This window comes from Colwellia sp. E150_009 (assembly GCF_053543955.1).
Genome location: NZ_JBHFOM010000009.1, coordinates 1 through 25,100 on the forward strand (window position 1 = coordinate 1; position 25,100 = coordinate 25,100).

Annotated in this window: 17 protein-coding genes; 3 read left to right on the top strand and 14 right to left on the bottom strand. The window is 35.5% G+C overall.

Annotation, left to right across the window (positions count from 1 at the left end; translation table 11 throughout):
* The 12 genes from ACE1OF_RS06100 to ACE1OF_RS06155 form a co-directional block, all read right to left on the bottom strand.
* Positions 1 to 2,381 (bottom strand): retention module-containing protein (locus ACE1OF_RS06100; protein WP_448893363.1); only part of this gene is annotated, 2,381 nt, incomplete at its 3' end.
* Between the two features lie 369 nt (positions 2,382 to 2,750).
* Complete coding sequence (locus tag ACE1OF_RS06105) at positions 2,751 to 3,302, bottom strand: PEP-CTERM sorting domain-containing protein (RefSeq protein ID WP_448893364.1); 552 nt, start codon at positions 3,300 to 3,302, stop codon at positions 2,751 to 2,753.
* A 233-nt stretch (positions 3,303 to 3,535) separates the two neighbouring features.
* A complete protein-coding gene (locus tag ACE1OF_RS06110) occupies positions 3,536 to 4,609 on the bottom strand; it encodes a PP2C family protein-serine/threonine phosphatase (RefSeq protein WP_448893365.1) in 1,074 nt (357 codons plus the stop codon).
* Positions 4,602 to 5,294: a type VI secretion system-associated protein TagF gene (gene tagF / locus ACE1OF_RS06115; RefSeq protein WP_448893366.1), complete on the bottom strand. Its 693-nt coding sequence runs from the start codon at positions 5,292 to 5,294 to the stop codon at positions 4,602 to 4,604. Before tagF ends, ACE1OF_RS06110 begins: the two co-directional genes overlap by 8 nt.
* A 4-nt stretch (positions 5,295 to 5,298) precedes the next feature.
* Positions 5,299 to 8,730, bottom strand: a complete 3,432-nt coding sequence (tssM, locus tag ACE1OF_RS06120; protein WP_448893367.1) for a type VI secretion system membrane subunit TssM — start codon at positions 8,728 to 8,730, stop codon at positions 5,299 to 5,301.
* Between the two features lie 6 nt (positions 8,731 to 8,736).
* Positions 8,737 to 10,068 carry a type IVB secretion system protein IcmH/DotU gene (gene icmH, locus ACE1OF_RS06125; protein WP_448893368.1) on the bottom strand — a complete coding sequence of 444 codons (1,332 nt, stop codon included), beginning with the start codon at positions 10,066 to 10,068 and terminating at the stop codon, positions 8,737 to 8,739.
* A 2-nt stretch (positions 10,069 to 10,070) separates the two neighbouring features.
* Positions 10,071 to 11,402: a type VI secretion system baseplate subunit TssK gene (tssK, locus tag ACE1OF_RS06130; protein WP_448893369.1), complete on the bottom strand. Its 1,332-nt coding sequence runs from the start codon at positions 11,400 to 11,402 to the stop codon at positions 10,071 to 10,073.
* A gap of 78 nt (positions 11,403 to 11,480) precedes the next feature.
* Entirely contained in the window at positions 11,481 to 11,951 is a 471-nt protein-coding gene (tssJ, locus tag ACE1OF_RS06135) for a type VI secretion system lipoprotein TssJ (RefSeq protein ID WP_448893370.1), read from the bottom strand.
* 9 nt (positions 11,952 to 11,960) lie between these two features.
* Positions 11,961 to 13,535, bottom strand: coding sequence for a type VI secretion system-associated FHA domain protein TagH (gene tagH / locus ACE1OF_RS06140; RefSeq protein WP_448893371.1), 1,575 nt, complete (start codon positions 13,533 to 13,535; stop codon positions 11,961 to 11,963).
* Positions 13,536 to 13,733: 198 nt separating this feature from the next.
* Entirely contained in the window at positions 13,734 to 14,624 is an 891-nt protein-coding gene (locus tag ACE1OF_RS06145) for a prenyltransferase (RefSeq protein WP_448893372.1), read from the bottom strand.
* A gap of 135 nt (positions 14,625 to 14,759) precedes the next feature.
* Positions 14,760 to 15,596, bottom strand: a complete 837-nt coding sequence (locus ACE1OF_RS06150) for a hypothetical protein (RefSeq protein WP_448893373.1) — start codon at positions 15,594 to 15,596, stop codon at positions 14,760 to 14,762.
* Between the two features lie 130 nt (positions 15,597 to 15,726).
* Positions 15,727 to 17,163, bottom strand: coding sequence for an NCS2 family permease (locus ACE1OF_RS06155; protein WP_448893374.1), 1,437 nt, complete (start codon positions 17,161 to 17,163; stop codon positions 15,727 to 15,729).
* 343 nt (positions 17,164 to 17,506) lie between these two features.
* On the opposite strand from ACE1OF_RS06155, the gene ACE1OF_RS06160 reads away from it, so the two are divergent.
* Positions 17,507 to 19,135 (top strand): SulP family inorganic anion transporter, encoded by a 1,629-nt coding sequence (locus ACE1OF_RS06160; RefSeq protein ID WP_448893375.1) that lies wholly within the window; start codon positions 17,507 to 17,509, stop codon positions 19,133 to 19,135.
* A 21-nt stretch (positions 19,136 to 19,156) separates the two neighbouring features.
* Here the strand turns inward: ACE1OF_RS06160 and ACE1OF_RS06165 are convergent, their stop codons facing one another.
* The gene (locus ACE1OF_RS06165; protein WP_448893376.1) at positions 19,157 to 19,783 is read right to left on the bottom strand and encodes a TetR family transcriptional regulator C-terminal domain-containing protein; all 627 of its coding nucleotides are present in this window, start codon (positions 19,781 to 19,783) and stop codon (positions 19,157 to 19,159) included.
* A 165-nt stretch (positions 19,784 to 19,948) separates the two neighbouring features.
* Complete coding sequence (guaD, locus tag ACE1OF_RS06170; RefSeq protein ID WP_448893377.1) at positions 19,949 to 21,235, bottom strand: guanine deaminase; 1,287 nt, start codon at positions 21,233 to 21,235, stop codon at positions 19,949 to 19,951.
* A 305-nt stretch (positions 21,236 to 21,540) separates the two neighbouring features.
* Here guaD and ACE1OF_RS06175 point away from each other — a divergent pair, with 305 nt between their 5' ends.
* Both ACE1OF_RS06175 and ACE1OF_RS06180 read left to right on the top strand, forming a co-directional pair.
* Positions 21,541 to 23,370, top strand: a complete 1,830-nt coding sequence (locus tag ACE1OF_RS06175; protein WP_448893378.1) for an SLC13 family permease — start codon at positions 21,541 to 21,543, stop codon at positions 23,368 to 23,370.
* A gap of 244 nt (positions 23,371 to 23,614) precedes the next feature.
* Positions 23,615 to 24,958 (top strand): DUF3422 family protein, encoded by a 1,344-nt coding sequence (locus ACE1OF_RS06180; RefSeq protein ID WP_448893379.1) that lies wholly within the window; start codon positions 23,615 to 23,617, stop codon positions 24,956 to 24,958.
* The last annotated feature ends 142 nt before the right edge of the window (positions 24,959 to 25,100 follow it).

Sequence of the window (25,100 nt, forward strand, 5' to 3'; positions counted from 1 at the left end):
TCGGCTGTATCACTATCCGTGCCATCACTTAAGGTGTAATTAAAGCTAGCATTGCTACCATCATTACTGGTATCGGTATAATCAAATCCACCTTGAGCATTAATTCGTAACGTTCCATCAGTTAAAGTAATGGTTGCATAACCTGTTGAAGCGTCAAACACTAAGGCATTACCATTAACATGTGTAACCGTTAAGGTAGCACCATCACCGCCGTCTGTATCAACCACGCCGTCACCATCATTATGTGTAATGACATTACCTGACACGGTTTCGCCTTGATCAACACTAAAGCTATCATCTGCGGCAACAGGTGGAATATTTCCTCCCCCATCAACCGTGATTCTTAATGAAGATAAATCAGTATCACCCGCACCATCAGTTACAGTATAAGTTGCAACAGGAACAACACCAACATAATCATTACTAGGAACAAAGACATAACTACCATTAGCATTGATGGTTAAGTTGCCTTCAGACAGCACTGCCGTTGAACCGATCGCATATTGAGTGCCACCAACGGTGAAATCAGTTACTGATAAAGGATTATCAGGAGTTGAGGCATTGTTTAACACATTACCTATTGCACTAGTATTTTCATTTATTCTTACCGCTTCATCACCATCAGTTAAGTCGCTTACTGGATTAACGGTAATTGTCAAAGTCGATATATCGGTATCACCTGCGCCATCTTCAACTGTATAAGTTGCGACAGGCACATCACCATTATAGTTTTCACTAGGCACAAAACTATAACTTCCGTCAGCATTAATGGTTAAATCACCTTCGACTATAGAAACAGTTGCTCCTATAGCATAAGTAACGCCGCCAATTTCAAAATCTGTTACCGTTAACGGTTCATCTGGGCTTGAAGCATTGTTTAATACATTACCTGTTACAGTGGTGTCTTCATCTATGCTGACAACTTCATCATCATCGGTTAAATCTTTCACTGACTGAACTGTAATTGTTAAAGTCGATATATCAGTATCACCTGCACCATCTTCAACTGTATAGGTTGCAACGGGTACATCACCATGATAATCATCGGCTGGAACAAAGGTGTAACTACCATCAGAATTTATTGTTAATTCGCCTTCGTCTAGAATAGCTGTATCACCAATATTATAAGTTTCGCCACCAATCTCAAAACCATTTACGCTTAATGGATTATCAGGACTTGAAGCGTTATTTAATACATTCCCCGTTAACGTCGTATCTTCTTCAATACTAACAACTTCATCTTCATCTATTAAATCGCTAACAGGATCAATTACGATAGTTAATGTCGAGGTAACTTGATCCCCTGCACCATCTAATACCGTATAGGTAGCCACGGGAACGGGACCATTATAATTTTCGGTGGGAACAAAGGTATAACTACCATCTTCATTTAATGTTAAATCACCTTCTTCTAAATTAGCTGTATCACCAATCTCATATGTCTCACCCCCAACTTCAAAACCAGTGACGCTTAACGGATCATCAGGACTTGAAGCATTTATGAGTACATCACCTGTTATCGTTGTGTCTTCATTATTACTAACGATTTCCTCATCATCTGCTAAATCTATTACAGGTTCAACAACAATAGATAACGTTGATATATCTCTATCACCCGTACTATTTTCTACTGTGTAAGTTGCAACAGGAACATCACCGTTGTAATTATCACTTGGTAAAAACGTATAACTACCATCGCTGTTTAGCGTTAACTCACCCTCTACTAAAGAAGCTGTAGAGCCAACAGCGTAAGTGACACCATTGACTTCGAATCCTGTAACGGCCAAGTCAGAATTTTGCGCACTGTTTAAAGTATTACCTGTGATAAGAGTGTCTTCATCCGTCGAAACAGCCTCATCGTCATCAACAATAGAGGTAAGGGATATAACATCAAGTTCACCGATTTCAGGTAAACTATTTTGCTGCTCACTTGTATCATAACCCGCTTCGGCTAACGTCTCGTCACCCGTTCTGTCAACGGTAACAAAGCTTGTTCCTTCATTGCTGGTTACACCTGCAGCTGTATCTGGAAGTTCTACATCATCTTCTGACGCAATTAAATCCTGAATAGCCTCAATTTCGTTCTGTATATTGTTCATGTCAGCATCTTCAACGCTGGAGTTTTCAAGAACTTTTTCACTTCCTGCAACAGATACATTTTCAACAAGAATTTCATTCGATAATTCGTCACCAGAGCTATAAACACGTTGATGACTACCATCAGCTAAAACAACCGTAATTTCACTATTTTTTGCTAGCATTAAGACGGCACCTGATTCGACGGTATCACCAACTTGTAATAAATTGGTAGCTAAACTTGAGCGAACATCACCGCTAATATCAATGACTTGTGCATTTTGAGGGTTGGTATAAGTTTCCATGAACAACATTCCTATAATTGGTTTACCAGATATTTAAGATTATCTAAAAAACTGAAGTTGACTGGTAATTGTTAAATACAACAATAAATATATTTATCACATCATATTGTTTATTTTAACTACCCTTTATGGGCTAATTAGTGAAAAAAGTCAATAAAGAGCATTAATTTCATTCGCTAGAAAAGTGACCTTAGAACTTTATACTAATAACAAAATCTAAGTAAGGCTATTTAGTTTTAACTAAATGAGGATTGTTATTAAATCTAAAGCTTTCAATAACACTAAACTGGTGAGTAAACAACTACGATGATAGCCAACTATAAATGGCGGTATTAATGAACACCGCCAGATTTAAAGAATATAAATATCTTATCTTTTTATACGACGACTTGCTAAACCAACTAAGGCTATAGCAAAAATAGCAAGCGTAGAAGGTTCAGGTACTGAAGTAGTAACAGATTTAAACACATGGGAAATGTTTTCACCTGACCAAGCGCGATCATTAATATATGCAGAAATATCACCATCGGCATCATATGTTGATGCACCCGAAACATTAGCAACTGCAGATTCACTTGCTTCATGTACGCCAGTAGTTAAATTATACGAATCATACCAAGCCATATGATTCACACCAAAACCATGTACATTAGTTTCAATATCAACAGATAAAAATGAGCTTAATGCATATTGATAAGCAATAGGAGAGCCAAATATAAATTCAGCAGCTTCAAGACCATTATACGGTGTAGCACCATCCCAATGAGGGCCTGCTGCCAAGTCAAAGCTACCAACATATTCCCATTCTACTCCAGCTTGATCTTCATATATTGTACCAACAATTAAGGTTGCATTAGCTTTCCCCATAAGACAAAGCGATAACAAACAGAATAATACAGCATTTAATATTTTAGAACTCATACTACTTCCTTAAGCCCTTAACGGGTCAATAATTTTCTGAATAACTACATACACTCTTTATACTTATAATGAATGCAAGATAAAGACCAAAAATAAAAAACCTTTAAAAATCAAGATAAAAACAAAAAACAGCTATATAATTAATATGTCACTGTAAAAAAAACGGACAATTAAAAAGGGTTATCTACATTTCAAACATTACTATATTTTAAAGTAAACAACAGAGCATAAAACTAACTTACGACTAAGTAAATCAGCACTAACAATAAAGTAACAATGACAGTCAATAAAAAGTAATACCGAGTATCCAGCTGAGACCTTGCTGGTGCTGATTTGGATAATTTAGGAAACTCGGCTGTGCTTGATTCTATCTGTTCATCATCTATCTTTATTGATGGTATTTCCTGTGTTTCTTGCCCTATAAAGCTATTATGTGACGATATAGAATGGTCAATAATTTCCGCCATTTTATAGTAATAATGATCTAACTCAATTTCACGATTAAACAGGGCATTCGACAGCTCATTTAATTTTTGACTATGAGACGCGACAAGCTTACTTTCATGACTGTTATGCGGTCGACGCTGACGAGTTGATATAAGTATAATAGAAACATTATCTTTAGCGCCATGATCTAAGGTTTCAGTTAGCAATCGATCAATATCATCTTGAGAACAACCTTTATGGCTCACAAGCTCGCTCACTTTTTTATCGGTTAACTCATTGGTTAACCCATCACTGCAAAGTAAAAAAGTATCTTCATCTGAATAGGGAAAAATTACATGGTCAAAAAACACTTCTTCGTGTGCTCCTAACGCTCGGGTGATCACATTAGACAATTTACTCGTCGCGGCTTCTTCCTCAACCATATGTCCAGACCGCAATAATTCATCAACATAGCTATGATCCCAACTTATCTGATCAATCTGCCCATTACTAAGCTTATAACACCTTGAATCACCTGCCCAAATTACAGCACAAATCCCTTGGCAAACAGTTAAAGCAATAACAGTAGAGCCAATTAATTGACCATTGAGTGTATTAGTCGAATAGTTTTGTAATTCAACATTTAGTGCACGTAAACTTTTTTCAATTTGGATTAGTCGTTCAGACATAACGTTACTGAACGTTAATTTTTCAAAGGCACTTACAATAGCCTGACTCGCTTTATCCCCGTCTCTGTGTCCCCCCATTCCGTCAGCAACAACCCATACCTTTTGGTCATTATCAACATAGATAGAATCTTGATTGACGGAGCGTTTTTTGCCAACATCTGAAACAGAAAAGCTATACCAAGCGTTACTCATTTATTGCTCCAATTAAAAACGAATAATAATTATCCGTAGGGGGCATCCCTGAAAAATACCGTTTTTGTGCACCAACGCCAGAAACTCCATCCATTGACCAAATAGAAATATTTATATTTTGCATCATTAATAGCTTCTCTAACAGTGTGTCATTACTTAAACTAAAATCAAGCTTATTTATACCTGACATTGCAGCAATCTCCATTACAGATGAAGTGGCAATCACATCAGCACCATTAAAAGTTAAAGCAACTACATCTTTATATATTTCATCAAGCACTGTTGAAATTTCATCAAGATCTGGTCGTTCTTTTTCTAGTAAACTTAAAGCAAAATCTTCAGCTAATCCATGAAAAACTTCTGTTTCTCTAGCAAGAACAAAAGGATTAACATGGCAATCTGGCTGACAAATAATTGTAAAGGGATAACTTCTTCCACTCTTATCAATACTTGGCATCATAAATCCAGTAATTGGCGCATCAATCAAGCCTTTTTGCGAGATAACAAAGCGCCATATAGGACTATTAAAGTACCTCTCTCGCCATTGTTCACCAAGCTGCAATCGTGAGCTTTCAATTGATTTTAATAACCAGTTATCCCATTGTTTCACAAAATCAGGCGAAACATTTCGTTGAATAAAATCGCCGTAACCTGGTAACTTCCCAAAATATCCTATTTTCATCATCAATTTATAGCGCTGCAAGACATTTAAAATTAGCCAGTTGAGAAAAAATAACTGGATTGACTTTACCTTTTCCTGACAATTCATATATCGCTTTAAAATTATTTTTAGAAAAAGTTACTTCTACTTTGTTACGATTAACTTGATTTATATCAGAAGCATCTAACAACCTGAAAAAAGCAAATAAACCATTTCTTATTTCCACCACCTCACTACCATCACGACGAATAAAGTTGAATTGGCTATTTGCACTGAAATTTTCAGGAGGCCATGAAACATTGGTTGTAATTGGACGACCAAATTGATAACTCATATTTTGCCCATGAATAGACATTTTAAACTTAGCTAAACGAGAATCTAAAAATATGGGTTTGAGAGAAAAATCAAGTTGTGCTCTATTGCCATCAATAACAAATAAACTATCTCTCACTCTACTTTGTTGTTCAAAAAAAGGAAGTACTTCAGGACTAAAACCATGAGTTTCAGCTACATTATCCTTCCACTGCCACGGATAAGCTTTACTCTTAATTAACGGTTGTAAATGTTCAACAAAAAACTGATGTATAGCTCCTGATGTACCAAAAAGCGTTTGTAAATCGACTAAACTCGCATCTGTTTTAGATGATTTTTCAAATGGGTATTTAAATGAAATAATATCATTACATTGTGCTAATACATCTTGTTGCCAAATTTTTGCAATTTTATTTTTGAGAAGTTGGTTGCGCATATTTTTGATATTACTAGACAACTGACTAATCCATAGATTGAACGGTTCAATTTGGACATAGCCAAAAGCATCCAACGAGCTAAAAGTACCCTCATCAATTTTTGCTTCTTCCTTTTTCATTCCAAAAGACAACGCCACAGAAATTTCTGAAATTACCGCCGACATTTTCTGCTGTACGACGGTTTTTCTCTCATCGCTCATCAGTTCATGCAATTTAATAAATTGTGACGTTATGAAATATTCAGAGGTATCATTATTACGTAGTGCATTAATCTTTTTCGATTTATCAAGTACAGCGCCCCCTCTTGCGGATAAATTAGCTAAAGATGATGTTGCTACATTTTCAACTAACTTGGTTGCCTGCGAAGCTGAATCTAATAATAAGAACAACGGTGAATCCACTCGACTTAAAAGCATAAGCGCAGAGTTTAATGCATCCATATTATCAATTTTATTCATTGATATTGAATTTAATAATGACTGCCAATTATTGACATAATCAAGAGCATATATCTTTTCTAATTGAACAGCTAATGCCCCTTTGTTTATGATATTACCTTCCCCTAAAATCCATGACTCATTGTCGATCTTTTTCAAATAATTTTTAATATCTTTTGATGTTATTTGTGTAAATAATTCAGGAGTATATAATTTTGCGATAGTTAATATGCCATCCTTTTCTGTCGACATAACTGTCCGCCAATCAGTTCCAGCTAATTGTGCCATAGACAACATATCGCTATCGTTAAGATAATTCAGTCTAAACTGTTTGTAATAAATATCTGCAATCGGTTGAGAACGTAAGTCTTGTCTTGCTTTAGCAACAAGTTGTTCATTTATCGATTCAAAAACCATTTTGTTTTGAATTAAATTCTCAATATGTGCAGACAATTGCACAAATTCTGCTGCTGAAAAATATTCATTATTGTTTAAGTTTCTTTGTAACCAAAAAATTAAAAAATTATCATCTCGTTTATCCGTACTTGATAACATTAAGTAAGCCTTCAATGCCTGATAATGTTCACTCGCCTCTTGAGTGTTACTCAATTGTAATTCCACTTCGCTCTTTACATAAGGTAAAAGCACCGTGTTAAGTAAACGTCCATAGCTGGCTGTTAATGCTCCCTGTAAAGCATCAGATTGTGCTAATCCTAAACCTGAGAATTGTGCATTATCTAGCTCAATCAATGCAGATATATTATTTGAAAAGTCATTTAGGGCAGGAATATAGCTTCTGATATCACCGCTATTATTTGGGTTTTCATACTGTTCACTCCAACTATCTACAGATTTTTCACTTAACGAAATATAATGGTCATTGTTGCTATAACTAATAAATAAACCGATAGAAACAGCTAAAGTAAAAACCCCAGCTACCGCCATAGAAACTTTTTTAATGGTACTTTTTCGATTTTCATACCCCGTTAAAACGCCAAATTGGTCAGATTCAGGGAACACAACATCTTTCAATAATTCTTTAATAAAGTAACTTCGTTGATCATTGTTCCATAACGCTTTAGCTGTACTTTTCAAACCAAAATTTTGAGATACTTTGGCAATCATTCTATCAATAGGAGCGCCATATTGTGTACCACTTGTAAAATACAACCCTCGTACAATACCCGTTGTTAAACCATCATCTTGTTTAGATAAATTTTCAATAACATTTGCCAGTGCAGGTTGCAATTCAGAAAACTGATCACTAAAACTGTAAATTAAAGACTTACGACTAGCATCTCGCTCTAACGAAATACGTTGCCATTGTCTTCGGGTAATTGACTGCATTAATGCATTAAATTTTTGTGTAAACGATGGAAGCAAATCGCCACTAAGACTTTCATTACGATCAAGGGTTATCCCAAAGGTTTGTTCTCTTTCTTTATGTGAAAACGTTTCATAGAATTGACTAAAACCAGCTACCATGTCTGATTTGGTAATGATGATGTAAATAGGAAATTTAGTTGAGAAAAAATCATTAACTTCTGCAATACGCTGTTTCATTTGCATAATTTGCTGGTTAAGATCATATTCACTTAATGTCATTAAATCAGACATACTAAAACTTACCAGCAAACCGCTAACAGGTTTTTTTCGGTATTTTTTAATCAACCCTAAAAAGTTTGTCCAACCAGACTTATCCGCTTCTTGGTGGCTATCTTGAGAAGTATATCTTCCTGCAGTGTCCAATAAAACTGCATCTTGTGTTATCCACCAGTCACAGTTTTTTGTGCCACCAACCCCTTGAATAGCTTGATTTGAAAATTCATTGAACAAGGGAAATTTCAAACCTGAGTTTGAAAGTAGTGTTGTTTTTCCGCTTCCAGGGGACCCAATAATCATATACCAAGGCAGTTCAGTAAGAGAGCTAGGCCCTGCTTTATTATTTTTTAACAGACTAAATGCTTGATTAAATTTGTCTTTCAATTCTGCCGACTCAGCATTAATAGCTTCATTAACGCTATTATCTTCAGTAATATCGGCAACCATGTCTTGTTGATTCTTAACTCTGCGGTGATACTTTATTAATTGAATTAAGAAATATACTAGTAAGATCGTAATTATTAAGATAATTCGATTACTTAACGCTTCAAGAGGATAATAATCTGCAAAGGCAAAATATGGACCTGCAAACCAAATAACCAAAAAGATTAAAATTAATGAAATGGTTGGAATAAACCATGCGCTAGTGACTATTTTTTTTATTTTGTCCATTGCTAGTTATAATCCTTTCAAAACAAGTATTAATTCAACACGTCGATTAAGACTTTGGTTATAGTCATTATCAGTGTCTTTAACAAAAGGCTCTGTGTCTGCCACACCACGAGTGATAATATTCGTTAATTTATTGTTACTTTTGTCTAGCCATTTAGCGACAGCCTCTGCTCTTTTACGCGAAATAACCCAATTAGAATCAGCTTTTCCTGTGGAGTCAGTATGACCAATAACTAAAACCCGATCTGCATAGTCTTTTATGGAATTAACCAACAAGTTAACGTCAGGCAATGCATCTTCATTCACCTGACTACTGCCCGATTTAAACAAACTAGTACTGATCAGACGGATAATTAGCATATTATCTCGTACATCAATAGCAACAATTTTATTATCAACCGACTTTTTCAAGGTCAGTTTTAATGAATCGGCTATGGCGTCCACGTCAATTGATTTCGGTTGGCTTTCATTAATCTGAAGTACAAAATCATTCCATCCAACAGATTCAATTTTTTGATAAATAGGTTCAACCTTAGTTTTTAAGCTTGTTAAAAGCCCTATATATAAAGCGATTAGAACAAAACCCAAAAGTATATATATAAAAAATGCGGGTAATCTACGGCCAAAACTTTTTTCCGCTTTACCAATACCTTGCCAATTAGGGGATAAGTCACGGTCAATTGGGCGATATTTTTCTATGGGTTGATAGAGTTTTTGACTAATTTGTAATAACTCCCCTTCCCCCTGATTGACCACTCTATACTTGCCACAAAATCCAGTAGAAATACAAACATAGCACAATTCAATTAAGTCAAGGTTACGTTGGGGTTGTTCTAATAATTTATTAACAATAAGAAAAAATTTTTCGCCACCAGAAGTTTCATTATGAAATTTCCCTAATAACGTTTGGTGGCTCCAAACACTATCAGATCCCCAAGGTGTTGAAAGCACTAACTCATCAACTAAACAACAGAGCAAATAGCGGGCAGTTAGCACAACTTCTTTATTGAGTCCTGAATCTTGCATTTGTTGATCAAATTTAACAACCAGCTTTTCAATATCTAAACGTAACTGCTCAATGCTATTGCTTGGTTCTAAAGAACGAATATTGCTTGCTAGCATAAGTATATTACTAGCATAAGAAAGGATAATATTCTCACCCGTGCTTACTGCTACACTGAGATCAAATTGATTTGGGTTAATTCGGGCTTGCGGCACTTGAGGCGCTGCTGGTTCAGGATTTGAAGGGATAGAAGGATTAACAGCAGTATTAGTCGCTTTTCTTCTCCCCCCCGGATTAGGAATAATTAACGTTTTTGACAAATCATCATTGCTCACTCTTAACTACTCCTTATAGCCCAAAGTTCCATGTTTAAATTTGGAAAATTTGTGCCTATATGAAATGCAATGCCACCAGAACCAACTAAAGCATTCCAATATTCGCCATTTTGAATCAATTCAAAATAAACATAATTACGTTGATACGGAATTTCTCGTGGTGCTACGGCTAAATTATTCAATTGAATTCCAGGTAACTGAACATTAACCAACTCTTTAATCTGTTCAACCGCACCTATTTTAACCTGTGGCGGAAAGTATTGACGTATTTCCTCAGTTGAAATATCTGCAGTAACTGCAAGTATAAAAGAAGCGGAGGTAAATAAACTACTGTCAGAAATTGTCCCTATTCTAATACCATATTTTTTCTCAATTAACGGAATATTAATTGAATTTTGTTCTAAAACAACACTAAATACTTGCCTTAACTCATCAATTAATACAGAAAATATTTCAGTTAAATTATTTTGTTGGTAAATAGGTAAATCAGGCACTAACTTATCATGCTTAACAAAAGTGCTCATATCACCGATTAAACCAATAAACTTTTCATACAAATCATAGGGGGTAATTCGTTCTTGGCTATCTAAATTAACTAACGATGGATAATGTCTATTCAGAGATTGTAACATTAGGAAGTCGGTAACTTCCGTTGTAGTTGCTTTACCAGCAACTGACACGCGTGCTGCTAGTGCACTGATACGATGTTGGGCTAATTTAACTAATTCACTTATAAAGCCAGAAACATAACCGTTAACTTTAATATTCAAACATGGAGCAATAAAATTTTCTTTAAGCGTAATTTCGCCAGTTAAACTTACATCTTCAATAACAGCAATAGCAATACAACTAAATTCGTTATTATCGTCTTTGTCTGTTCTAAGTGAAAAACTTAACCCTGCAACTTCTAAGCATTGCGACATTGATGAAGTACCAGAAACATCTCTAGCTTCATGCTCAACAAGGCCATAGCGACTTTGAGTTGCGTTATCTCTATACGTTTCAGTATTACCATAACGTCTAATAGTAACCGCTAAATAAACAGTAGAATTTAAGAAACTCTCGTCAATATCAATTGCTGGCGGCATGTTATCAATATCAGGAAAATTAAAATAACTACCATCGGGTAAAATACCTTGAGCCGAAGATAAACAAAGCTTCCCATTTCTCAAATGAGATTTATCTATCTCAATAGATGAGATCCCCCAAAAATGTGGTTGGCATAAGCCAATACTGCTTTGGAGTTGAGATTCATGGAATCTAGATTGCTGCTGAAAATGTTGCGGTTGCAACATCATGCCTTCAGACCAAACGACTCGCTTTTCCCATGCCATATAGACTTTTCCTTTATTTACGGGTTAGTAGCTTACTGGTTAGTAACTTACTGGTTAGTAACTTACTGATGATTAATTTTAAATTTCGATCACACGAACTGATAGTTTTTCAACTTTTATCTCTAAGCCTGAACCGTGCCAAAAACTTCCTTCAGGCACTGCCATTACCGTACGCCATGTAACCATATCAACACTACGATACCCAACAACTACACCAATATATTTAGCATGCTCAGAAATTTTCAAATCCATGTCTTTTTTGCTATTCGGATCAATAAAATATTCATTCAGTGTAATAAACTCAGTCCCTAGTGCATTATGTTCACTTTCAAAAAGTTCATTATAGTTCGCATTTTCAAAATTAATTTTGTTAGTTAATTGGTACACACGAACAATAACAGAAGAGGGTCGCCCTTCTATATCTGGATTAATATCTGATGCCGCACTTATCAAATATCTAAAATCAACATTATTCTCAGAGGTTGAACTACATGCAGTTAAAAATACACACAAGCAAACAACACACACTTTTTTAAAGAAATTTAACATGCTTTTTCCTTATTTTTTATCATTTTTAAAATTATTAATTTGCGCTTGATACGCTTCGGAAAAATAAGTACTTAATACTTCATTAAGATTTTCCGTTACACTTTTGGCGAGTAACTCTTGCTTGTCTTTATAAAGTTGCCAATATTGGGAACTAGCTTTCAACCCCATAAAACTTCGACCTTTTTCATTTATTTGATTTTCTATCGACTCAGGTGAAATTTGATTTAACACACCTGTAACCGTTGCTTGTAATCCAGATAAAAATGCCATTTGGTGTAATTGAATATCACTAACTGCTTCATCATATGATTCTTTTGCAGTAAGGTAGCCTTTTTTCTTTTTCAGTAATAACATTTCTAGAGTATCAACAGGATCAATTGAAAATTTAATGGGATTATTTGATCTTGGCTGCACTGAGGTTAACGATAATCTTGATTCTTGTTTAAATACAGTTCGGCTATTTAAAAGTGACATTAAACCTTTAGTTGTCGATAACATCACCGTTGCTATATCCTCAGCAAACTGCTCTTCATCAATCGACGCTAAATACTCTTTAGGTAAACCTAATTTATTGTACAAAGTAGATAAAAATTCATTTGATCCATTTTCTGTGGGTTGAGATACAATTGAATCATTCGATTTTTCTGGTTCAGATGGCACAACTGGAGCTACGTGTTCAATTGGCGATACAGGCTCAACAGGAGTTATGGAGGCAACTGGCGTTACGGGGTCAACTGGAGCTATGGGCTGAACTGGAGTTACGCGTTCAACTGGTGTTACGGGGTCAACTTGTACGGGAGAAGGTTGAACATTGAAGGAGGATTCTGTGCTTTCTTGTGTTATGGGAGGGCTTGCTTTAGGTGGCTCGTAATCTTGAATAGCGGGTAATATGCCCGATAGTTCCCAATCTTCAGGAATACTCGCATCATTTGAAACAGAATGTTGATTACTGACAGGCGGCTTTTTGGGCTCAAAATATTCTGACTTTTGTTCTGGTTGGTATTCAGCTTGATGTTCAACCGATGGAATTGATTCTTCGCTTTTATGAGAAGGTGGGTAATTTGAGGCACCAGACAAAATATCATTCAACCCCAAACTTTCATCAGATGATGTTTCTAGGTCAAAATTATTATCCTTAGAAATATTCAAATAATCTGCTTCGTTTTCACTGGTATGGTTTGCAGCATCGCCCATCACTAAACCTAATAAATCTCCATCACCCACTTGGGCTGATTGGTTTTCAACTTGTATTGGCGTATCAAGAATTTGTAAACTATCAACTTCAATTTCATAACGACCTATCTTGATATGATCTGATTGAGTTATAACATGAGTATTATTTTTACCTAAAGGAGTTCTAGCATTATTAATAAACACGCCATTACTACTAGTGTCAGTTATTAAAAACTGTTCATTTTGATAGCTAATTAGAGCATGTTTATTAGAAATATATCGATCTACATCGACTAGCGTCCAATCACAATCGTTAGACCGTCCAATGGAACCACCTTGGTGAGAAAAACTACATGTACTGTTTTGACCTATCTCAATTTTTGATACAAGTTTTAATTGCAAAAAAGGCATAAATACCAACCAGTCCTTATTATTATTTATAAATATGTAACTGTACAAAATCTAAATTAATTAGTGTGCTTTTACAAGCATAACAATAATAATAGTTCAATTAAGTAATGACAGGTATTCTTAACTAAAATTATTTAACCGAATTAATATCAATATTGAAAAAAGAAATACACATCTAAAAACAACATGTCGAAGCTTTTAAAACAATAATGTAACAGCCAAAACCAACGGTGTTAAAATACTACAAGCCACATTAGCAGCCATAAATTTTGGCTGCGATGCAATATTTTGTCCTAACTTAATCATTCCCGTAATAGAAACATAACCTAATAACATAGGTATTATTGACACTATAGCATAGGCTGGTAAGTTCTCAGTTTTAATTAAGTATACAAGCATCAATTGAGCACTCACGGCGAAAAAAGCATATACAACAATACTTGCTTTTATCCCATATTTTATCGGGAAATGCTTTCTGCCAGAACTTTTGTCAGCCTCAATATCAGGAAACTGATTCAACAAAAGTAAATTGTTAATGAGTAGAAAAGGAATTACAGTGATCAGCCACATACTATTATCGAAATGGCCTGTGATACAAAAATATGTACCGCCAATTATCAAGGTACCAAAACCTAATCCTGGCGCTATCAAACATAAAAATGCGGCTTTATTAATCCATTTTGTATAAGTAACTATGATAAGTAAGCCAATAATTCCCAAGGGTATTATTGAATAACCATATAAAAAGATAAAATAAAGTCCAACAGCAATAGTGACTAAAACAGAAAGAATGCTAAGTGAATAAACCTTTTTAGCTAAATTAGGATTAGCGGGTAATAAGCCACTACCACCACTAAAAGGCGTTTGTTTGGTTTTAAAGTCTAAACCACTTTTAAAATCTTGATATTCATTAATTGTATTAACCGCAATATGCGCTGCTAATGCGCCTACCAAAGAAACTAACACATGTAAAAGTGAAATATTCATATGCTGAGATAATGCGATCGCCACAGCCAAAAATACACAAACAGGCGTTAACACTAAAAAAGGTAAACGCATTGACTGTACAATTGACATATTTATTGCCATATCGGTTTCCTATAGTAATGATTGGAGTAAATATTATTAAGTATCTAGTAATCTTAATAGATAAAAGCGCTTTATTTAACTTGAAAGTAGTCTAAGTAACATGACTACTTTCAATTACATTGAATTGAACTGATATCAAAATCGCCAAACAGCTAAGAATTGTGCTGAATTATCATTGGTACCTTTCTCGCCTAGTTTATTTTTCCAATATTGATATTCGATACCAACAAAAATCTTGCCTGGGGTATTACCTAAAACTTCGCCTAAATCTAAACGGATTTGGGGTTGAAATAACACCCATGATTCAAGTTCAACAGTACCAAAATTATTAATTTGTTGGCGGCCATCAATATATTCCAAGTGGCCTTCAATACTCCAACTCGTTGCTCCAATTTTAAAGGGATAGGCCCATGCAAAATCAACCATAAAACTTGAGTCTTCATCTATAACAGTGAAAACAGGTGATGATGCACTGCCACCACCTTGATGGGTATAGCCAGTAATATCAACTTGAGCAAAAGCAAAGCCTGGTAAGTCTAATGCAAACCTAACACCTGGCAATAACCACATACTGTCAATTTCTGGTGCAAAGTTGGCTCCAGCAACAATACCAACATCTTTTACTGGGCCAAACGCTAATTTTTTACCTGTAATAGCACCTATACTAAAATTTGAATACCACTCACCATAAAACTCACTACTATCTTCTACTGGAAAATTAGCATCATTATTCACGTTATAACGCGAGTGATCTATAAAGAAAAAATTATCTCCATACTCCCAGCCACCCGCATGTTGCAAAGTAATAATGGTTGTATCCGCAGTGCCGCCAGTACCTACTCGCTCTAGCTCACCAAATGCTTGTAATTGTACTTCGGTATTACTCCAAGTTTCTGCAGAAACTGAATTAACCGTTAATACTGCAACCGCAAAAGCCGTTACAGAAGCCTTTAATAAATTTACAACTGTCATTTTTTATCCTCAATAAATTCTAATAAATAATTTTTGCTTTTTGCTTTTTGCCATAGTTAAATCTAATTTCTAACTAAATAAAACATCAGTTAATAGTCAAAAACAATGCATTAATTTGGTTAAAACAGGTTTAAGTTAAGAAGATAAACTTAGCAATAAACAAAACGGTCAGAGCCCAAACGCCAGCTGATATTTCACTAGACTTTCCAGCACCTGCTTTCAATACTGTGTACGTAATAAAGCCAAACGCTATACCATTGGCAATAGAAAAAGTGAACGCCATCATAACCGTAGTGCATACTGCTGGGGCATATTCAGTTAAGTCGTCCCAGTCTAGTCCTTTTAAAGAACTCATCATTAACATGGAAACGTAAATCAGTGCGCCATCAACCGCAAAACCTGGTAGCATTTGTGCTAACGGCAAGAAAAACATACCCACAATAAATAACAAACCAATTGTAATCGCTGTTAACCCTGTTCTACCGCCAACAGCTACGCCCGCAGCAGATTCAACATAGGAAGTAACAGGAGGGCAACCAAAAGCAGTACCAATAACAGATGATATAGAATCAGCCTTTAATGACTTATTTAACCCCTGAATTTTACCATGTTGGTCTTGCAAATTAGCTCGTTCTGCTACGCCTACTAATGTGCCAGCAGTATCAAAAATATTAACAAATAAAAAGGTAACAATGACGGGAATTAAAGCCACCTCAAAAGCACCAACAATATCTGCCTTCCATAAAATAGGTTCCAGCGCTGAAAATTCAGGAATTGCTAATAGACCTTTATAGGCAACAAAGCCTGATTCTGGAGCAAAACTTTTCGCCCCCTCTGCAATGACAAAAAAATCTGTTGGTAAAACCCATGTCATTGCAAAAGCAATAAAGGTGGTCGTAGCAATGCCAATCAACACAGCACCAAAAACATTACGGTAACTAAGTACTGAAATAAGTAAAAAACTGAGAAAACCTAAAGCAGGGGCTTCTGGACCAAACATACCAAAACCAAAATGCGTTAAGTCAGCTATAGCTACAACATTATCAGCGTTAGGAACAACAATGCCTGTGAAACGTAAGCCAATAAAACCAAGAAACAAACCGACACCAGCAGTCATTGCTAAACGTAAACTCATAGGAATACTATCAAGCATCCATTCTCGTAACCGAGTAACACTCATTAAAACAAAGATAACACCGGAAAGAAATACAGCACCTAGTGCAATTTGCCAACTGTAACCCATTGCTCCTACTACAGAAAAAGTAAAAAAAGCATTTAATCCCATTCCTGGTGCTAGCCCTACTGGCCAATTGGCATAAAGCCCCATTAATATGGTTGCAATAGCAGCACCAAGGCAGGTAGCTAAAAATAAACCATCAAAAGGCATACCTGTTTTAGACATAATAATAGGGTTTAAAAACATAATGTACGACATTGTGACAAAGGTAGTTAAGCCCGCCATAACCTCAGTTTTTATATTTGTTTCATGTTCTGACAGTTTAAAAAAACGCTCTATTAAGCCAATTTTTTTTATTCTATTCTCATTGTTTTTGCTCACCTGTTCCATAGCTACACGGCCCTCTGCGCTTGAATAAAAGCGGTTAATTTTTTGTTAAAGGTGTAGTGTTCAAAAGGCTTTGCTTCCTTTTAAATAATAAACCTTTTATCACAAGACTCTGTTTTAATTGAATACTTCTTAATATTGCGTTTTACGTTTTTAGTATGTTGCTTACACACTATTGACTGCCTAAATAGACAACAAAAAGCTGTCAGTAGTGTCAAGTATTCTATTTTTTGATATACTTGATCACGCCCTATTCAATATTAATAGGAAAGAATAGCGATTATATCACTAAGTACTTGTTTCAGTAACCATATTTTCAAAACTAAACGCGTAAAGCTAGGTAGTCATGCTTTCTTTATCTCACTTTAATAAAGCAACCCTTAAGGGGGATATATTTGGTGCACTCACATCAACTATTGTTGCTCTGCCTTTTGCATTAGCCTTTGGTGTAATCTCAGGTGCAGGTGCTAGTGCAGGCATTTATTGCGCGATTATTACAGGTTTTTTTGCTTCTTTATTTGGCGGAACAAATCAGCAAATATCAGGACCTAATACGGGTTTAACCGTTGCTATGGCCGCTATATTAACCAGTTTTGTCGCACAGTCACCTGAACATGGTATTGCAGCAGCATTTACTGTAGTGAGCTTAGCTGGTTTATTTCAAGTGGTATTTGGGTTATTCAAGTTAGGAAAATATTTTATTCTGGTGTCTTATCCTGTGATATCTGGCTTTACTTCAGGTATCGGTATTTTAATTATCGTGTCACAAATTGAACCTTTATTTGGTTCATCCATAACAGATATATCACTAAAAAACCTAAGAAATTCAACTGTCTTACTTGGTTTTTTCTGTCTATTGATTCTTTTTTTATGGCCACAAAAATTTGCTAGAATAATACCCGCAAGTATTATTGCCATAACTTCAGCAACAGTTTTTTTTGTATTTTCAGGTATAAACATACCAGTGGTCGGTGCTATTTCGAGTGCATTCCCCTCTTTTAACATGCCAGTGTGGGACGCTAATTTAACTGGTAACATGTTAAAGTCTGCCTTTCTTATTGCCACCTTAAGTACACTAGATTCATTAATGACATCATTAACCGTTGACAGTATCAGCAAAGATTTACATAACTCTGATCAAGAATTGGTTGGCCAAGGTATTGGGAATATTGTCGCAGGTCTTTTTGGATCCTTACCTGGTGGCGGAGCAACCATGCGTACAGTGACTAATTTAAAGGCAGGAGGAACAACGCCAATATCTGGTATTTTACATGCATTTTTTATTCTAGTTATTGTATTTTGGGGCGGTAAATATATGGCTTACATCCCAGAAGTTGTTCTTGCCGCAATATTAGTTCACATTGGTATTAATATCATTGATTGGAATTTTCTAAAACGCATTCATCAAATTCCTCTCTTCAGTGTTTGCTTAATGCTCTCAACAATGATTATGTCTGTTATTTTTGACTTAGTTACAGCAGTTTTAATTGGCGTATTCATCGCTAATTTAGTTACCATTCGTCGGTTATCAGACATTCAACTAAATAATATTCATTTATTAACGGCTAAAGACACCGATCAACTATCGCTTTCTCTTACTGAAAAGCAACTATTAGCATCTATGCCTGATGACATCATCTTACTGAATATATCTGGTTCAATAGGGTTTGGGGTTGCTCGAGGACTAAAACAAATGGTATCAAAAGCCGAGCAACATAAAGCTTTGCTTATTGATTTAACTGACGCCCATTTGGTTGGTGTGACAAGTCTTTTAGCCATCGAAGAAATTATTGTCAGCTATCAAAACCAGAATAGAGAAGTACTTTTATCAACGATTAACAATCAAATACATCATGAACTTAACAAATTGAAAATATTAAATAGAATTCCAGAAGAACATATTTTTAAAACTCGGCTTAATGCTCTTAAATATTGGAAACAACAGCTTTCAACTTCGCCCCTAATTCGCCCCTAAAGTAATACCGCGTTAAAAGTGTTATTCTAAACCACACCCTTTGAGAATTATTTGCGTTAAAGAAACAACAACGGCTTCAAAGTCACTATCATGCATTTCTTTTTGTTCTAAAGCGGCTAACACTTGTACATTAAAGTCTGCATAGTGCTGCGTTGAACTCCATATCAAGAACAATAAATGGTGCGGATTTATTTGATCAATCAAGCCTTGCTCAACCCATACATTTATTACTGCCACTTTACTTTGTAGCCATACTTTAAAATCAGTATTAAGGTAATCATGCAATATCGGTGCACCATGAATTAATTCACTCGCAAAAATTCGTGATGAATAAGGATCATTTTTTGAGTGCATAACTTTGGCACGTATGTAAGCACTTAGTGCGGTTTTAGGATCTTGTCCATAATTTAGCGTGTCATAATCAGTATTCCAGACCGCAATAATGTTACTTAAAAGTTGCTGATACAAATCAGTTTTGTCTTGGAAATAATAATGAATATTCGACCGAGGAATCTTCGCTCGTTCAGCAATACGTTTAATTGACGCTCCTTTAAAACCATAAGTAACAAACTCTTCTTTGGCCGCATTTAAGATTAATGCTTTATTTTTTAGTCGAATATTACCTTCTAACACTTTATTCTTTACCACAAACAATCCTATTAAAGTTACAATAAACAACATACATAGCTAAATATTCACGCTGTTAGTATGGTTTTCCCCAGTAAAGCAGTAATAAATTACTCTTACCATATACTATGAGCATATTGTTAATTTTCAGTATTCTGTTAATTTTATCACTTTTTTAATAATACACTAAACACGCTCTCCCATGATATGCGTCGCCTTCACATGACGTTCATCCCCCAACATACTTAAAATAAAAAGTTTTTCAGATAAGTTTTTACAATGTTGCATGCGCCTTTTCATTAATGGTGTCGCATTATAATCAAGTACAATAAAATCTGCTTCAGCTCCGCGAGTAAAATTACCAATAGTGCCCTCAAGATCTAACGAAATTGCCCCCCCTAATGTAGCCAAATAAAACGATTGAAAAGGGCTAAATTTATCATGACGAAGTTGTTGCGTTTTATAGCCTTCATTAATCGTACTTAGCATAGAAAACGTAGTACCTGCACCAATATCTGAGCCTAGACCTACATTAATATTAAACTTCTGTGCTTGGGTTAGATTAAACAAGCCACTGCCCAAAAACAAATTTGAGCTTGGACAAAAAGCAATGGCCGAGTCAGTTTCACCTAACCGCTGACATTCACTATCATGCAGATGTACGCCATGGGCAAAGATACTACGACGTCCTAGTAACTTACGTTGGTCATACACATCTAAATACCCATTATTATCAGGAAACAATTCGTTTACCCAAGTAACTTCAGCTTTGTTTTCACTTAAATGAGTATGTAAATAAACACTAGGGTATTCACTCAACAACTGCCCTGCTTTACTAAGTTGTTCACCTGAACAAGTGGGAGCAAAACGGGGGGTTATTGCGTATTGTAAACGGTCAACGTTATGCCATTTCTCAATTAAAGCTTTGCTCTCATCATAACCACTTTGTGGAGTGTCTGACAGATAGCTGGGGCAATTTTGGTCCATTAATACTTTGCCACATATCATGCGTAGTTTTTTCTGCTGCGCTACTGTGAAAAAGGCCTCAACAGATTCTTTATGAACCGTACCAAAAACCAAAGCCGTTGTAGTGCCAGCATCTAGTAACTGACTTAAAAAAAATTCGGCAACATTTTTACCGTATTCTATATCAGTAAACTTACGCTCAAAAGGAAAGGTATAATTCTCAAGCCACTCAAGCAATTGCTCACCATAAGAAGCAATCATTTCTGTTTGAGGATAATGAACATGGGTGTCAATAAAACCTGGCATTATTAAAGCATTTTCATAGTGAATAATCTTAATGTTTTTATCTAATGTTGCTAATAGTTCCTCGGCGCTGCCAATTTGTTCTATCAGACCATTTTTAATGATCAATAAGCCATCTTCTATGTACTGGTAGCTGTCCTGTTCACCAACTTTCGCTGGGTTCGCTAAAAAGTGTAATAGCTCACCACGGTATACTTTTAACATTTTATCTTACCTATTCTTATTTATTAGCCCATTTGCATTGTTAATTAGGAACAAATATTGACTTAATTCATGCTGATTTAATGTATCAGAACAAAAAACTGACACTACTGTCAATTTAAAATCTACCTCTTTAAACAACTTACTTTTAAGTCCGTTCAAACAATTAACACAATAAAAATGAATTGCTATCTCAGTATTATTTAATATTGTCATCAATATATAATAGTTGACTAGTACCAATTATATGGATGTTAGGTATATACTGACCATATAAGATAAATAACTTAATCAGCTCGGTATCACTTTTGAATATTCCTGACTTACCTAATCATCATGCATTAGTGGTTTTATTAATTACTGTTCTTGCACTCTATTTATTTCGCCGTGAAAATACACCATTAGAAACATCTTCGCTTGCAGTAATTACAATCTTATGTGTCATGTTTACCGTATTTCCTTTTTACAGTGAAGGCGTACACTTTGAGCCAAGTGCTTTATTTTTTGGTTTTGCTCACGAGGCATTAATCACTGTTTGTGCACTAATGATCCTTGGGCAAGGTATTGTAAGAACAGGAGCTTTAGAACCTATTGGTCGATACTTAGCCAAATTATGGAAAATCAGTCCCGCATTATCTTTATTATTAACACTTATTCTTGCTGGAGGGTTAAGCGCTTTTATAAACAATACTCCCGTTGTTGTTTTATTATTGCCAATTTTGATTAGTGTTTCATTACGCAATAAAACTGACTCATCGGGTATGTTATTACCAATGGGGTTAGCAACTTTAGTAGGCGGAATGGCAACCACTATAGGTACTTCAACCAACCTTTTAGTCGTCAGTATTGCAAAAAATATGGGGGCCGTTGAATTTGGTTTGTTTGACTTTATTCAACCGGCGCTTATTGCTTCCGTTGTTGCCATACTTTATTTATGGCTAATTGCACCCAGGTTATTGCCCAATAGAATGCCATCAATGCCTGACACCTCACCACGTTTATTTAGCGCTTATCTTAATATAAATGAAGAAAGTGAAGCGAATGAAAAAACTATTGCTGAAATCATTAAATTAACCGATGGCCAACTGAAAATAGAAAGTATTCAACGAGGTACTAATTACCGAAATATTATGCCTTTACCTGATACTGTACTGACTGTAGGCGATAGATTAAAAGTGCATGATTATCCAGATCGCCTAAAGGAGTATGAAACAGTATTAGGCGCAACATTATTTTCTGGATTACAGAAAGTTGATGATGAACATCCTTTAAAAGCAGAGAAACAAACATTGGCAGAAATTGTTATTATTGCAGGTTCAGGAATTGAAGGAAGAACCTTACAGCAAGCTAACTTTATCAGTAAATATGCTATTTCTGTTGTTGCATTGCACCGAGCAGGTAAAGCCATGGAGATAGGTCGAAGCAGTATAGGCAATACTCGCTTGAAAATTGGCGATGTGTTACTTGTACAAGGTGAAACGGAACAAATAGATCTATTAAAATCTAAACAAGGCCTGTTAATTATTGATGGTGCAGAACCCTTACCACAAACAAGTAAAGCCCCCTTAGCTTTAATAACATTATTGGCTGTAGTGATATCATCAGCCTTAGGGATTTTACCAATTGAAATTAGCTCAATATGCGGTGTACTTGTTTTATTAGTCACTAAATGCTTAGATTGGGAAGAGGCTTCCTCAGCGCTAAGTACCCAAGTTATTTTAATTGTCGCCGCATCCCTCGCCTTGGGGTCGGCGATGATGGTAACAGGAGGTGCAGAATATATCGCTCATGTTTTTGTCGCTTTATCTTTTGGTCTACCACCTGGCGGCGTATTATCGGCATTGATGTTGCTGTTAGCCATTCTAACCAATATTGTTTCCAATAATGCTGCCGCAGTTATTGGCACACCTATTGCTATTTCAGTTGCTGACCAACTTAACCTTCCAGCAGAACCTTTTATTTTAGCTGTTTTGTTTGGGGCTAATTTAAGTTATGCAACGCCAATGGCCTACAAAACAAATTTATTAGTAATGAATGCTGGAGGTTATCAATTTTCTGATTTTGTGCGTGTTGGTATTCCACTAATTCTACTCATGTGGATAACACTTTCATTTCTTTTAAATTGGTTATACCTATAGTTGTACATAATTCTAAAGCAAAACTAATTCCTAAAATGTCACCCATGATGAGTAAATAGAATACAAATAATATAATCACAACTGATTGGTATTTCATACTAAAGTTTTGTTTACAGGCAGACATTTTAGAGACAACATTGAGGAATACTGTTTATTCGATACTGTTTATTCACAGTCTAAATAGGCATGTTAAAAATAAATATTTTATGATAACTCCTTTAAAAAGTAATTAAGTGAATAAAAAATGTTAACAAGCAATGCTTCTGAAAACATCGTAAACACCTCCACCCCAGTCGTAACTGCCTTAAGTAACATGACAATTCATCCATTACGTGAAAAACTATACAACGAGCTGCATAATCGTCCCTTTAGGTCTATCAGCAACCCAGCACAAATAACACATATTGCTATTCAACATGAAGGTAAATTGAAACAAAAAGAGCATGATTTCATATCGCTATTATGCAACCGCTTTCAAGTCAGCTTACCCGCTAAAACTATGCCCTGTTTTTACCAAAACTTTGGCTTGTTCAGCTTGCGTTGGGAACGACATATGGAGTACTCAACCTATACCATCATTCATGAAGCCCCTTTAACTAACCTACCATTTATAAAGAATGCTATTGATTATGTTCCTAGTGACTGGCTTGAGCATATGCCAGGTAATGTTATTGCCGCATTACACTTGGTTATTGAACCCAAAAACATGACATCAGAAACTACGATTGACCAATATTTTGACAATATGCGTCTTACGGCCAGCGCGCCTTATAATGGGCTAGCCAAAGTTTGGACTTCATACAAACTCCATGATGATGGTTTTGGCCGATTTTTAGTATTCGAGCAAGCATTATCACCAGAACAACTTGGACGATTAGTGCAACAGTTATTACAACTTGATACTTATCGATTAATGGCTACTTTAGGATTGCCTTTGGCTCAAGCAATTAATACTGAGTTGAACCAACTAGACTTACAATTACAACAGGTAACTACTTGCATTGCATTAGGTAAAGACAGTGATGATCGCGAGTTATTAACACAAGTTTCTGCAATTGCAGCAAAAATTGAAGATTATCGTAGTCAAAGCAATTACCGTTTTTCCGCGACCAACGCCTATTATGATGTGGTATTACAGCGTATGGAAGAACTAAAAGAAGATGAAATTAATGGCCATATGACCTTACAAGAATTTTTAATGCGGCGGATAACTCCAGCGGTTAAAACCTGCCAAACAGCGGCTAATCATTTAGAAGATATTTCTCGGCGTGTCAATCGAGCCAGTGATTTATTACGCACAAGAGTTGAAATGCTATTACAAGAACAAAATCAGAAATTGCTTAAATCAATGAATCGTCGAGCTTTTATACAAATGCGTTTACAACAAACCGTAGAAGGTCTATCCGTTGCTGCTATTAGTTACTATGGCATGCAACTTTTTGAAACAATGCTTTCATCCTTACCTTCTTTAGGCATTGAGTATAATCATGAACTAGTCAGTGGTTTTGCGGTACCTGTTGTTATCGGTTTAGTCTTTGTAAGCACCCGAATTATTCATCACAGGTTAATGAAGAATGTAGACAGTTAATCTATGTTCCCAAAGTTAACTTCATAAATGCTTGTCTAGCGACAATTGTAATGTAGCCAAAAAATACTTTAACTAGCACTTATGAGTACTAATTAAAGGTAATGAGTATCAATACAAACAATAGTAACTCTAAATAAAAGTT